The organism is Curtobacterium sp. PhB170 (genome assembly GCF_003752345.1).
Classification (GTDB): domain Bacteria; phylum Actinomycetota; class Actinomycetes; order Actinomycetales; family Microbacteriaceae; genus Curtobacterium.
In genome coordinates, this window is record NZ_RJUM01000011.1 from 383,002 (window position 1) to 395,542 (window position 12,541).

General features: G+C 72.8%; 11 protein-coding genes. 7 read left to right on the forward strand and 4 right to left on the reverse strand.

What is annotated here, in order from left to right; translation table 11 throughout:
* Positions 1-157: 157 nt before the first annotated feature.
* Complete coding sequence (locus EDF40_RS12580; protein ID WP_243650039.1) at positions 158-955, reverse strand: ABC transporter ATP-binding protein; 798 nt, start codon at positions 953-955, stop codon at positions 158-160.
* 26 nt (positions 956-981) lie between these two features.
* The gene (locus tag EDF40_RS12585) at positions 982-1,917 is read right to left on the reverse strand and encodes a siderophore-interacting protein (RefSeq protein ID WP_260212819.1); all 936 of its coding nucleotides are present in this window, start codon (positions 1,915-1,917) and stop codon (positions 982-984) included.
* Between the two features lie 65 nt (positions 1,918-1,982).
* Here EDF40_RS12585 and EDF40_RS12590 point away from each other — a divergent pair, with 65 nt between their 5' ends.
* From EDF40_RS12590 to EDF40_RS12620, 7 genes are all read left to right on the forward strand, one after another.
* Positions 1,983-2,924: an alpha/beta fold hydrolase gene (locus EDF40_RS12590; RefSeq protein WP_185003019.1), complete on the forward strand. Its 942-nt coding sequence runs from the start codon at positions 1,983-1,985 to the stop codon at positions 2,922-2,924.
* 58 nt (positions 2,925-2,982) lie between these two features.
* Positions 2,983-4,536, forward strand: coding sequence for an ABC transporter substrate-binding protein (locus EDF40_RS12595; protein ID WP_123339770.1), 1,554 nt, complete (start codon positions 2,983-2,985; stop codon positions 4,534-4,536).
* A 28-nt stretch (positions 4,537-4,564) separates the two neighbouring features.
* Positions 4,565-5,518 (forward strand): ABC transporter permease, encoded by a 954-nt coding sequence (locus EDF40_RS12600; protein ID WP_123339771.1) that lies wholly within the window; start codon positions 4,565-4,567, stop codon positions 5,516-5,518.
* The gene (locus tag EDF40_RS12605) at positions 5,515-6,402 is read left to right on the forward strand and encodes an ABC transporter permease (RefSeq protein WP_123294256.1); all 888 of its coding nucleotides are present in this window, start codon (positions 5,515-5,517) and stop codon (positions 6,400-6,402) included. The genes EDF40_RS12600 and EDF40_RS12605 overlap by 4 nt, the downstream gene beginning before the upstream one ends.
* On the forward strand, positions 6,399-7,223 hold the full coding sequence (locus EDF40_RS12610) for an ABC transporter ATP-binding protein (protein WP_123339772.1): 825 nt from the start codon (positions 6,399-6,401) through the stop codon (positions 7,221-7,223). The genes EDF40_RS12605 and EDF40_RS12610 overlap by 4 nt, the downstream gene beginning before the upstream one ends.
* Positions 7,220-8,002 (forward strand): ABC transporter ATP-binding protein, encoded by a 783-nt coding sequence (locus EDF40_RS12615; protein WP_123339773.1) that lies wholly within the window; start codon positions 7,220-7,222, stop codon positions 8,000-8,002. The genes EDF40_RS12610 and EDF40_RS12615 overlap by 4 nt, the downstream gene beginning before the upstream one ends.
* Before the next feature lie 263 nt (positions 8,003-8,265).
* On the forward strand, positions 8,266-9,864 hold the full coding sequence (locus EDF40_RS12620; RefSeq protein WP_123339774.1) for a DUF4832 domain-containing protein: 1,599 nt from the start codon (positions 8,266-8,268) through the stop codon (positions 9,862-9,864).
* 96 nt (positions 9,865-9,960) lie between these two features.
* Here the strand turns inward: EDF40_RS12620 and EDF40_RS12625 are convergent, their stop codons facing one another.
* Positions 9,961-10,620, reverse strand: a complete 660-nt coding sequence (locus EDF40_RS12625; protein ID WP_185003022.1) for a ThuA domain-containing protein — start codon at positions 10,618-10,620, stop codon at positions 9,961-9,963.
* On the reverse strand, positions 10,617-12,515 hold the full coding sequence (locus EDF40_RS12630) for a heparinase II/III family protein (RefSeq protein ID WP_123339776.1): 1,899 nt from the start codon (positions 12,513-12,515) through the stop codon (positions 10,617-10,619). Before EDF40_RS12630 ends, EDF40_RS12625 begins: the two co-directional genes overlap by 4 nt.
* Between the last annotated feature and the right edge of the window lie 26 nt (positions 12,516-12,541).

Here is a 12,541-nt window from a genome sequence, read left to right on the forward strand (position 1 = left end):
TCCCCCTTCTGCGATGCCCCTGTCGCCCTTGCGCCGAGGTTCCACGACATGCCGCGTGCGTTGCGCCGAGGTTCCACGGGTGGCCCGGATGCGCGGTGAGATGCCGAGATTTCGGAACCTCGGGGCGGGGGCGGGCGGGCGCGGGCGGGCGGGCGGGTCAGGCGGCGGGACGACGGGGGACGATGAGGGGCGTGCCGGTCTCGGGGTCGGGGACGACCACGCACGGCAGGCCGAAGACGTCCTCGACGAGGTCGGCCGTCAGCACCGCGGCCGGGGGTCCGGCAGCGACGATCGACCCCTGGCGCATCGCGATGACGTGGGTGGCGTACCGCGCCGCCTGGTTCAGGTCGTGCAGCACCGCGACGACCGTCCGACCCGCGGCGTGCAGGGCGGAGGCCAGCTCGAGCACGTCGTACTGGTGCGCGATGTCGAGGAACGTCGTCGGCTCGTCGAGCAGCACGATGTCGGTCTCCTGCGCCAGGACCATCGCGATCCACACCCGCTGCCGCTGCCCGCCGGAGAGCTCGTCGACGCTCCGGTCCGCCAGCTCCACCGTCGACGTCTGCTCCAGGGCGGCCTGCACGGCACGCCGGTCGGACCCGGACGACGGGTGCAGCAGGTCCTGGTGCGGGAACCGCCCGCGGGACACCAGGTCGCGCACGGTGATGCCGTCCGGTGCGATCGGCGTCTGGGGCAGCATGCCGACCCGCCGGGCCACGGCCTTCGGGCGGTAGGAGTCGATCGGCGCCCCGTCGAGGTACACCGTGCCGGCTCGGGGCTTGAGGGTGCGCGCGAACGACTTCAGCAGCGTCGACTTGCCGCACGCGTTCGGACCGACGATGACGGTCAGTTCACCGTCGGGGACGTCCACGTCGAGCCCGTCCACCACGATGCGGTCGTCGTACGCGAGCGTCAGCCCACGCACGCCGAGCGCGGTCGTCGGGACCCCGACCACGCTGGTCGGCAGTCCGGCTGCGGCGCTCAGTTCTCGGCCTTGCCGTGCCGCCAGTACCCCATGAACGCGACCTGCTTGCGGTCGATGCCGACCCCACGCACCAGGTGCCGTCGCAGCTCCTTGACGCAGCCGGCCTCGCCCGCGATCCAGGCGTAGACGGGGCGCGACTCCTCGGTGGCCGGCACGTCCCACAGGACCTGCTCGTCGACGTCGACGTCCGCCAGCTCGACGCCGTCACCACAGGCGGGACCCGCGGCGACCGACGGAGAACCGGCGACGGACGCAGCCCCGGCGACGACCGTCGACGCCCACGCGTGCACCTGGTCGGTCATGCGCACGCCGTGGGTCGCACCGTTCCGGGCGATCCAGCGGACCTCGACCCCGGCGGGCGCGGACACGGGCAGCCGGTCCGCGTCGGTCGGCACCTCGATGAAGACGTGGCCGACGGTCGAGACGTCGAGCGCCTCGAGGATGGCGCAGATGGCCGGGGCGGCGGTCTCGTCCCCGGCGAGCAGGATGCGGCTCGCGTGCCCGGGTGCGAACTCAGCGGCACCGGTCGGCAGGTCCTCGGGCGACTCCGGCACGCGGGGTCCGACGATCCGGAGTTCGTCGCCGACCCGGCAGGACGACACCCAGCGTGATGCGGGTCCGGCGTCGCCGTGTGCGACGAAGTCGATGTCGAGTTCACGGGCGTCTGGCCGGAACGAGCGGACCGTGTAGGTGCGCAGCGGGTTGCGTTCCGCGTCCGGCAGCGCACGCCAGGCGGCGTACCAGTCCTCGTCCTCGGGCAGTTCGGAGAAGCCCACGCCGTCGAGCGGGAGCACGACCTTGATCCGTTGGTCGAGCCCGACCGAGGAGAAGTCCGCCAGCGCATCGCCCGTCAACGTCACCCGGACGAAGTGCGGGGTGAGCGACGAGACCGCCGCCACACGGACGGAGAAGACGCGGTACCGGGTTGCCACGGATCCGAGTATGGCATGCCTTACCTAAGGTCTCCAGACCCCGCAGACGGTGCGAAGATCGCTTCGTGTCCGATGCCCTCGACGACGAATTCGCAGACCTGGCCGCCCTCGCCCGCGCGAGCGGCGTGACGGAGCCGCTCCGCGCCTCCAGGCAGGTGGTCCGCACCGATGACGGGCAGGAGACGTCCGCCATCCGGTGGGGCGACCGGGAGGCCCGGATCACCTACCTGCACGGGCTCGGCATCGACGCCCACAGCTTCGACCAGACCGCGCTCGCCGTCGGCGAGCCGGCGGTCGCCCTCGACCTGCCCGGCCACGGCCGGTCGTCGTGGCGGGACGACGCGGACTACGGTGCGTCCGTGACGGCGCCGACCGTGCTCGCGGCGCTCGACGCGCTCGAGGTGCCGCCGGGGATCGTCGTCGGGCACTCCCTCGGCGCGATCCTGTCGGCACGACTCGCGGCCACGGCACCGGAGCGGGTGACCGGGCTCGTCCTCGTCGACATGTCGCCGGACTTCGCGCAGCGGGCGGTCGACCGGATCGCCCGCGCGCTCGAGGCCGAGGAGCCGTTCGCCACCCTGGACCAGGTCGTCGACCGGGCGATCGAGGCACGCGTCGGCGACGACCGGCACGTGCTGCTGCGCGAGGCGCGCCACACCACGCGGCTCGGTGACGACGGAGCGATCGTGCGGCGCCACCACTTCCCGCACCTGCCCGCCGGCCGCACGTCGTCGGTGGGGCGCTTCGCCGACGCCTGGCCCGACCTCGAGGCCCTGCGCGTACCGATCCTCCTCGTCCGCGGCGACCGCGGGTACGTCTCGCCGAAGCTGCACGCCGCGTTCGCCGAGCGGCTGCCGGAGGCCGAGATCGTGACGGTCACCGCACGGCACGCGGTGCAGAACCAAGCGCCCCTCGAACTGGCTTCGGCGATCCGGGCATGGGCCGCACGTCACGGATTGTTGCACCGGATCGATGAACCGTCGCGGGACCGGACCGGCCCCCGGTAACCTCGTGCGAGCGCGAGCTGTGACCATCGCCCTCGCGTCCGGAAGGAACCCACACCCCATGAGTCCGCTCCTGTCCCGCCGTACCGCCCGGGCTGCGCGCACCACGCGCCTCGGACGTGCTGCCCTCGCCGCCACAGCGGTCGCCGTCGTCTCCGCCCTCGCGCTGACCGGCTGCTCCGGCTCGTCGAACGAGGACGGCGGCGCCGACGCCACCGTCCGCGTCGGCCTGGTGCTCGAACCGACCAGCCTCGACATCCGCACGCAGTCCGGTGCAGCGCTCGACCAGGTGCTCATCGACAACGTGTACCAGGGGCTCGTCGGCCGGACCGCCGACGGCGACATCCGCGACGTGCTGGCCTCCGAGCACGAGGTCTCCGACGACGGCCTGACCTACACGTTCACGTTGCGCGACGGCATCACGTTCCAGGACGGCAAGGACGTCACCGCGGCCGACGTCGTCTGGTCGCTCGAGCAGGTCAAGTCGAACGAGACCTACGTCGACTCCGCCAAGCTCGCCGGCGTCACCTCGATCACGTCCCCGTCGACCGGTGTGGTCGAGCTCAAGCTGGCGAAGCCCGACTCGGACCTGCTCTGGAACCTGACCGGCCGCTCCGGCCTGGTGCTCGAGAAGGCCGCGACGAACGACCTGTCGGACACCGCGAACGGCACCGGCCCGTACGAGGTCGCGAGCTGGAAGCAGGGCGACTCGCTCACCTTCGACCGCAACGACGACTACTGGGGCACGAAGGCGAAGGTCGCGAAGATCGTCTTCCGGTACATCACCGACCCGTCGACGGCCGTCAACGCCATGGCGAACGGCGACCTCGACGTCCTCAACCCGGTCGACGGAACACTCAAGAGCCAGCTCGACGGCAACTCGGACATCGCGCTGCACTCCGGCAAGACGACCGACAAGTACACGCTCGCGTTCAACGACCAGAAGGCGCCGTTCACCGACAAGAAGGTGCGCCAGGCGATCCGGCAGGCGATCGACCCGAAGGCCCTCATCAAGGCCATCGGCGGCACGGGCGTCGAGCAGGGCGGCCCGATCCCGGAGCTCGACCCCGGGTACGAGGACCTGACCGACATCGACGCGTACGACCCCGACAACGCGAAGCAGCTCCTCGCCGCCGCTGATCAGGAGAACCTGAAGCTCACACTGACGTACGCGAACATCTACCCGGCGACCATCGGCGACGTGCTCAAGTCGCAGCTCGCCGACGTCGGGATCACCCTGACCGTCAAGCGCGTCGACTTCGCGACCTGGCTGTCGACCGTGTTCCAGGCGCCGAAGTCGGGTGAGCGCGACTTCGACCTGTCGATGGTGGACCACGTCGAGGCCCGCGACTTCGGCAACTGGGCGAACCCCGGCTACTACTTCGGCTACGACAACGCCGAGGTGCAGTCGCTGTACGCCCAGTCGATCGCGGCCACCGACGAGGACGCCAAGGTCGACGCCCTGCGGAAGGCAGCGAAGATCGTGAGCGAGGACGCCGCCGGCGAGTGGCTCTACACGGCCACCGAGATCACCGCCGTGCGCTCCGGCGTGACGGGCTTCCCGGTCGACGGCGGCAACTCGCGACTCGACCTGTCGAAGCTCGCTGTCAAGTGAGACGACCCGCGCCCGGAGCTCCGAGCACGTGACCCGGTTCCTGGTCGGCAGGCTGCTGCTGTTCGTCGTCGGGCTGCTCGTCGCGAGCGTCATCATCTTCGCGACCCTGCGGGTGCTCCCCGGCGACGTCGCACAGGTCGTCGCCGGCACCCAGTCGACCCCGGCGCAGGTCGAGCAGCTCCGACAGCAGCTCGGCCTCGACCGGCCCGTCGTGGTGCAGTACCTCGACTGGATCGGCGGCGTGTTCCGCGGCGACCTCGGCCGGTCCCTGGTGACCAACGGGCAGGTCGCGCCGGAGATCGCGCAGAAGCTGGCGATCACGCTGCCGCTCGCGGGCATGTCACTCGTCACCGCGCTCGTGATCGGCGTCCCCCTCGGGGTCGTCGCCGCGGTGCTCCGCCGTCGACCGGGCGGCGCCGTCATCGGGTTCGTGGCGCAGGCCGTCGCCGCGATCCCGGTCGTCTGGGCCGGCATGCTGCTCGTCGCGCTGTTCGCCGTCACGCTGCACTGGCTGCCGACGCAGGGCTTCCCGCTCGACGGCTGGTCCGAGCCGGGGCGTGCGTTCGCGTCGCTCGTGCTGCCCGCCCTGACCATCGGCGCGGTCGAGGGTGCCGTCATCCTGCGCTTCACCCGGTCCGCGACGCTGTCGGTGCTCGACGCCGACCACGTCCGCACCGCGGCCGCGATCGGGCTGACGCGCACGCAGGCGTTGCTCCGGCACGGACTGCCCTCGGTCGCGCTCACCGTGCTCGCCGTGCTCGGGGTGCAGATCGCCGGGCTGCTGGTCGGGGCCGTCGTCGTCGAGCAGCTGTTCTCGCTGCCCGGGGTCGGGCGCATGCTCGTGACCGACGTCGGGCGCCGCGACGTCACCAAGGTGCAGTCCGAGCTGCTCGTGCTCACCGGGCTCGTGCTGCTGGTCGGCTTCGCCGTCGACGTCGTGCACCGCGCCCTCGACCCACGCCAACGCGAGGTGTCCGGATGATCCGCCGCCTGCTCTCCCGCCCCACCGGGGTCTTCGCCGTCGTCGTGCTCGGCCTGCTCGTGGTGCTCGCCGCGGTGTCGCTCGTGTGGACGCCGCAGGACCCGTTCCGCGCCGATCCGTTCCACCAGTGGGAGGGCCCGAGCGCCGCGCACTGGTTCGGCACCGACGCCGCCGGCCGCGACATCGCGAGCTACCTGCTCGCCGGCACCCGCACCACCGTGCTCGTCGCCGTCGGGGCCGGGGTGATCGCGAGCGTCGTCGGCATCGTCCTGACCGCGATCGGGTCGCTCACCGCACGCTGGGTGCGCGAGGGCACGGCCGTCCTGCTCGACATCCTGGTGGCGTTCCCGACCCTGCTGACCGCGATGCTGCTGACCGCGGTGTTCGGCGGGTCGCTCGGGGTCGTCATCGTGAGCGTCGGCCTGTCCTTCGGCGTCACGATCGCCCGGGTCGCCCGCGGCGAGATCCGGCGCATCGCCCGCAGCGACTACGTCACCGCCGCCCGGGCCTCGGGTGTCGGTGGTGTCGGGGTGCTGTTCCGCCACCTGGTGCCGAACGCCGCGCCGCTGTTCACCGTGCAGCTCTCGCTCGCGATGGCCACCGCGGTCCTCGCCGAGGCCGGTCTGTCGTACCTGGGCTACGGCGCCGGGTCGGACACGGCGTCGTGGGGCAACCTGCTCTCCGACCTGCAGACCTACATCGGCGTGCACCCGTGGAGCGCCACCTGGCCGGGGGCCGCGATCGCGCTGGTCGTCGCCGCGCTCTCCCTGCTCGGTGACGCGATCCGCGACGCGACCGACCCACGGCTGACGACGAACGACCGCGCAGCGGGCGGCGACCGCCGCACCGACCCGGCCACGACCACCCCGGGGGTGACCGCATGACCGACCGCAGCCACGGCCGCAGCGACACCGCAGCCGGCGGGCTCGCGGTGGTGGGGCTCTCCGTCCGCATCGCGGGGCGGACGATCCTGGACGACGTGACGTTCACCGTGCCTCCCGGCGAACGCGTGGGCGTGATCGGCGCATCCGGATCCGGCAAGTCCATGACCTCGCTCGCCCTGATGGGCCTGGAGCCTGCCGGCGCGACCGTCACCGGCAGCATCCGCCTGGACGGCACCGAACTCGTCGGCCTGCCCGACCGGGAGCGGGCGAAGCACCGCGGCTCCGGCATCGGCATGGTCTTCCAGGAGCCCGGCACCGCCCTCGACCCTCTGCGCCGCGTCGGCGCGCAGATCGCGGAGCCGCTGCGCCTGCACCGCGGACTCGACCGGCGGGCGGCACGCGCCGCGGCGACCACCCTGGCGGCGGACGTCGGACTGCCGGACCCGGAGTCGCTGCTGCGGCAGTACCCGCACCAGCTGTCCGGCGGGCAGCGTCAGCGGATCTGCATCGCGATGGCGATGGCCGGGCAGCCCGCGTACCTCGTGGCCGACGAGCCGACCACGGCGCTCGACGTCACGACCGAGGCGCGGATCCTCGACCTCTTCGAAGGGCTGCCGGCCGGCATGGTCTTCGTCACGCACGACCTCGCCGTGCTCGCGCGGATCGCCGACACCGCCGTCGTGCTCGACGGCGGACGGGTCGTCGAGCAGGGCTCGGTCGCGTCCCTGCTCGCCGCGCCGCAGCACCCCGCGACCGTCGCGCTCGTCGATGCCGCGCGCGCCACCGCCCGTCGTGCCCGTCCGTCCGGAGGCTCCGCATGACCGCCATCCTCGAGGGGGTCGGGCTGCACCGCACCTACCGGCTCCCCCGCCGCGGGCCCTTCGAACCGGGCCCCGTCCGCACCGCCGTCGACGGCGTCGACCTGACGGTCACCCCCGGCCAGCGGCTCGGGATCGTCGGCGAATCGGGGTCCGGCAAGTCCACCCTGGTCCGGCTGCTCGCCGGCCTGGAGGCTCCTTCCGCGGGTTCCGTGACCGCCTCCGGTCGTCCGGTGGTGGCGTCCGGGTCCGCGGCCGCGATGCGCTGGTTCCGTCGCGAGTCCGGGGTGGTGTTCCAGGACCCGTACGCGTCCCTCGACCCGCGGATGCGCGTCGGCGCGATCGTCGGCGAACCGCTGCGGGCACTGCGGATCGACGGGGACCACCGGGCGCTGGTGCGCGACGTGCTGGAGCGGGTCGACCTGCCGGCAGACGTGGTCGACCGGTACCCGCACGAGTTCTCCGGTGGGCAGCGGCAGCGCATCGCGATCGCCCGGGCCGTGGTGCACGGGCCGCGGATCCTGTTCGGCGACGAGCCGATGAGCGCCCTCGACGTGGTGGTGCGGGCACGGGTCATCGAGCTCTTCCGCTCGCTCGCCGACGACCTCGGGCTGACCCTGGTGCTGGTGTCGCACGACATCGGTGTGGTCCAGCGGCTGTGCGACACCGTCGCGGTGATGTCGGCGGGGCGCATCGTGGAGCACGGGCCGGTGTCGTTGCTCGATGCGCCGGTGCACCCGGTGACGCGGGCGCTGGTGGAGGCTGCGCCGACGCTGCCGTAGGGGCGCCGCGGCGGCGGGGCGGGCGGCCTCTGACTCGGAACGACAACATCGACGTCGTACGACATCGAGTGTGTCGTTCCAGGTCGCCCGCAACAGTTGTGCGCGCGCGACGACGACGACATCGACGTCGTACGACAGCGGGAGTGTCGTTCCGCGTCGCCAGGGGTGTGCGACTCCTGTTCGACTGGGCGGGACTCCTTGCCCACTGAGCGGGACGCCGAGACGATCGACCTGCACCGATCGCTTCTCGAAGGGGAGAACGCATGAGCAAGTCGCACGACATCACCAGGCGCACGGCACTCGGACTCGGCATCGTCGCCACCGCATCGGCAGCGAGCGGGGTGCTCGGCAGCACACCGGCGAGCGCCCACGGCCGCGCCCACCCCGGCGCGGGCCCCGGCTCCGCCGGCCCCGGCCACCCCGGACGCCCGCACCTCGCCGCCGCGGTCGAGCGGGAGTTCGCCGCCGACACCACCACGGTCCTGCGGAACCCGCTCAACGGCTGGGCGCTGTACGGCTCGTCGGCACCGCCCGCGAACTACTGGACGCAGTACGACGACGTCCCGCTGCCCGACGGCAGCACGGTCACGGTGTCCGACCACGCCTCGGTCATGTACATGCGGGTCTCGTGGACGATCCTCGAGCCGTCCGAGGGCGTGTACGGCTGGGACACGAACGCGGCGTTCGCGGGCATCCTCGCCGAGGCCCGTCGCCGTGGGCTGCGGCTGGCCTTCCGCGTCGTGGTGGACAGTCGCGACAAGTCGTCGGACTTCACGCCCGCGTGGGTGCGTGCCGCCGGGGCCGCCGGGTACGAGACGCAGACCGGCAGCAAGACCGTGTGGAGTCCGTACCCGGACGACCCGGTGTTCCAGGCGAAGTACGCCGCGTTCGTCGCGGCCTTCGGCAAGCAGTACGACGACCCGGCCACGACGGACTTCATCGACGGGTACGGGCTCGGCAAGTGGGGTGAGGGCCACTCGATGCTGTACCAGGACGCGGCGAACCGCGAGCCGGTGTTCGACTGGATCATCGACCTGTACCAGGAGCACTTCACCCGGGTGCCGCTGGCGTTGAACTACCACCGGATGATCGGGGGCCCGAAGGACTGGGGCACCCCGGACCCCGAGAGCGAGCGGATGCTCGACGGTGCGTACGAGAAGGGCTACGTCCTGCGCCACGACGCCTTCGGCATGACCACGTACTACGCGGACTGGGAGAAGTCGATGGCCGCGAAGTGGCGGTACAGGCGGCCGATCATCATGGAGGGCGGGTGGGTCACCGCCCAGCACGACGTCACGCAGGACCCGCGCGGGTACGTGACGACCGCCGACGTCCGTCAGGGCGAGTTCGACGACTCGGTCGAGGCGCACGTGAACATGATGGACCTGCGGAACGGCGAGGCCCTGTCGTGGTTCGCGGCGCAGACCTTCCCGTTGACGCAGCGGTTCGACGCCGAGGGCGGCTACCGCCTGCACCCGTCGCGCGTGGTCGTGCCCGGTTCGGCGTCCGCCGGCGCGACGGTGGACGTCACGCACGAGTGGACGAACACCGGTTGGGGGTACCTGCCCGACAACCTGCCGGTGTGGAACGGCAAGTACAAGGCGGCGGTCGCGTTGCTCCGTGCGGACGGCAGCGTGGCGGGGACGTTCGTGGACACCGCGTCCGACCCGTCGACGTGGTTGAAGGGGTCACCGACGTCGTACGCGTTCCGTCCGTCGCTGGCCGGCGTCGCGGCGGGGGCGTACCGATGGGGCATCGCGATCGTCGACACCACCGCGGGCAACGCCCCCGGCATCGAGCTCGGTGCGCAGGGCGCGCAGCAGGCGGGCTGGCTGGTCGTCGGCGACGTCACCATCGCCTGAGACGCGACTGCCTGGAGGCCCGGTGCCGGTCCACGAGACCGGTGCCGGGCCTCCAGGCGGTCACCCCCACCCCGTCCCGTCAGCGCAAGAGGAACGTCAGCGCGCGAGGAACGTCACGGCGCGCGTCAGGAACGCGCGGTGCTCCGGCGACGCGAACGACACGGCGGAGTGGCCGAGCGCGTCGTAGACGGTGGTGCCGCCGCCGGGTCGTTCGTGCACCCAGGCGAGCGGGTGCCGCTCCCCCTCGTGCTCGTGGTCGAGCAGGACCCGCACCGAAGGCGAGACCCGCAGGTGCGTGTAGCGCTCGTCCTCCAGGGTGAAGTCCGGCAGGCCGGCGGTGATCGGGTGCACGTCGTCGACCACGCGGACGGCCGCTGGCCCGAACGGCGGGTGCATCGTCGTGCCGCGCTCCCACGCCCCGCCGAGGGCACGTTCCCAGTGCGGGTCGTCGGCGAACGACGTCGCGGCGACGTGCAGCACGAGCAGCGGCACGTCGCTCGCGAGCAGGTGGTGGAAGCCGGCCCGGGCATCGGCGAGCGGGACGGGGCGCTCGTCGCGGGGCAGCCCGACGTCGACGACGACGAGCGACGGCAGGGGTCCGGTCGCGAAGGCGGCCAGGGCGGTGTCGACGTCCTCCGGTTGCTCGAGGACGACGCCGGCCGACGCAGCGAGCGCCGTGACCGCGGCGTTCGTCTCGGCGAAGGGGTGCCACGGGTCGGTCCAGCGTCCGGAGCCGCCGAGCAGGACCGCGCTCACGGCGTCGCCCGGGTCACGGTGAGCGCGTGCTCGCCGTCGGTGGACGCCTGCCGCGCGACGAGCCGCACACGGTGCACCGCCGGGCCCCAGACCCGCTCGAGCTTCGCGTCGTCGACGTCCCGCCGCTCGACGTGCACCGCGAACCGCTCGGTGTCGACGGACAGGTGGGCGGGGCCGACGCGCAGCCCACCGTCGACGGGCACGGGTTCGTCGCGGGTCATGAGCACCAGGGTCATCGTGCCGGGCTCCGCGAACGTCCAGGTGTCGCGGACGACCACGCGTTCGGTGGCGCGGTCACGGGGCACCGCCCGGTCGAGCGTCGCGGTGCGGTGGAGCGATCGCAGTCCGCCGGTCGCCGGGTACGCGGCGGTCAGGTCGGCGGACCACGACGCGACGTCGCCGTCGTCCTCGAACACGGTGCCGGTCGCGCGGAACGCGGCACCCTCGTGTTGTTCGACGCCGTTCGGCAGCGGGACGGTGTGCCAGGCACTCCGCATCGTCCAGATGCCGTAGCGGTGCTCCGGCATGAACGTCTCGCGGCGGTACACGCCCACCCCGACGTCGATGAGCACCGGTTCGCCGTCGAGCGAGACGATCACCCCGCCAGCATCGTTGTGGTTGTGGCTGACGTCGTTGTGCCCGCCCTTCACCGCGAGGACGAACCCGTCGGTCGCGCCGTCGTGGGCACGGGCGACGGCGACCTCGGTGCCGGGCAGCCACAGCGACGCGGGCATCCCGGGCTCGGCCGGGCCGTCGGTCCACGAGGGGTCCCGCAGTTCGGCGAGCGTCCGACGGAACAGTGCGGCGAGCTGTCCGTCGAACCGCAGGGCGTGCTGCCGGCCCATCCACCGGGCGTGCCGCACGACCCGGTCGTCGTCGACGCGCTCCCCGAAGCGGGCGAGCAGGTTCCAGTTCGCGTTCTCGGCCAGCGCCGGGGAGCCGTCGGAGTGGTTGACCTGCGTCGCGGCACCGATCTGCATGCCCATCGGGAACCGGGCCATCGCGGCGACCGGCTCGACCGAGAAGCCGTCGAACGCGCCGCCGGTGAGCTCCTCGACCAGGTCCAGGGCCTCGAACAGGGTCGCGCCGGCCCACCACCAGTACGTGGCACCCTCGTCGCAGCTGCCGTCGGCGTCGTAGCCGGCGCGGAACCGGTCGAGGATCACGAGCGCACGGTCGATCGTCGCGGCGAGGCGATCGCGGTCGGGCTCGACCACGGCGGCGCACACGAGCACGTTCGACACGATCCACGGCGCCCAGTTGTTCGGCGGCCCGTCGACCCCGTGCCAGGAGTACACCTCCTGCTCCCACGGGTCGAGCACGCGGCGGCGGATCTCGTGGTGGACGTGCGCGCGGATGCCGGGGCGGTCCTGCTCGAGGCGCTCCCCCGCGATCGCGTCGATCGCCGCGAGCATGCCGCCGACGTAGGCGTCGGACAGGTCGAGCACGTCCCGACCGGGCACGGGCAGGAACGGCCGGCTGCCGTCCTCGGGCAGCGCGTAGTGCGACGGCAGGCACCAGGCGCGCAGCTCCAGGATCCGCCAGACCTGGTCCCCGAGCACGTCCGCCCACTCGGCGTCGCCCGTCACGCCGAGCGCCAGGGCCGCGGTCGCGGCGGACTCGAGCAGGTTCCGCTGGGCCCGCTCGTACGGCTGGCGGTTCCCGTCGCGACTGTACGTCGCCCACAGGGCGAGGGTCGGGAAGGTGACCGCCGCGGCGGCGCGACGGTCGTGCGCGACCGCGAGCAGGGCCTCCCGGTCGGCTTCCGCGACGTGCGCCCACGCCGGGCGGTCGCTGACGGGAGGCGCGGGTCGCCACGTGCGCGGACGGAGCGCCGCGCGCGCTGCCGGGGTGAACCGGTCGGTGAAGGACGGGGCGTCGACGGTGACGGTCATGGGGTGGGTCTCCGGGTGGTGACGGT

Excerpts from the sequence above, each read along its gene's own strand:
- EDF40_RS12595 (WP_123339770.1), top strand. The coding sequence starts at position 2,983 with ATGAGTCCGCTCCTGTCCCGCCGTACCGCCCGGGCTGCGCGCACCACG.
- EDF40_RS12605 (WP_123294256.1), top strand. The coding sequence starts at position 5,515 with ATGATCCGCCGCCTGCTCTCCCGCCCCACCGGGGTCTTCGCCGTCGTC.
- EDF40_RS12610 (WP_123339772.1), top strand. The coding sequence starts at position 6,399 with ATGACCGACCGCAGCCACGGCCGCAGCGACACCGCAGCCGGCGGGCTC.
- EDF40_RS12615 (WP_123339773.1), top strand. The coding sequence starts at position 7,220 with ATGACCGCCATCCTCGAGGGGGTCGGGCTGCACCGCACCTACCGGCTC.
- EDF40_RS12620 (WP_123339774.1), top strand. The coding sequence starts at position 8,266 with ATGAGCAAGTCGCACGACATCACCAGGCGCACGGCACTCGGACTCGGC.
- EDF40_RS12630 (WP_123339776.1), bottom strand. The coding sequence starts at position 12,515 with ATGACCGTCACCGTCGACGCCCCGTCCTTCACCGACCGGTTCACCCCG.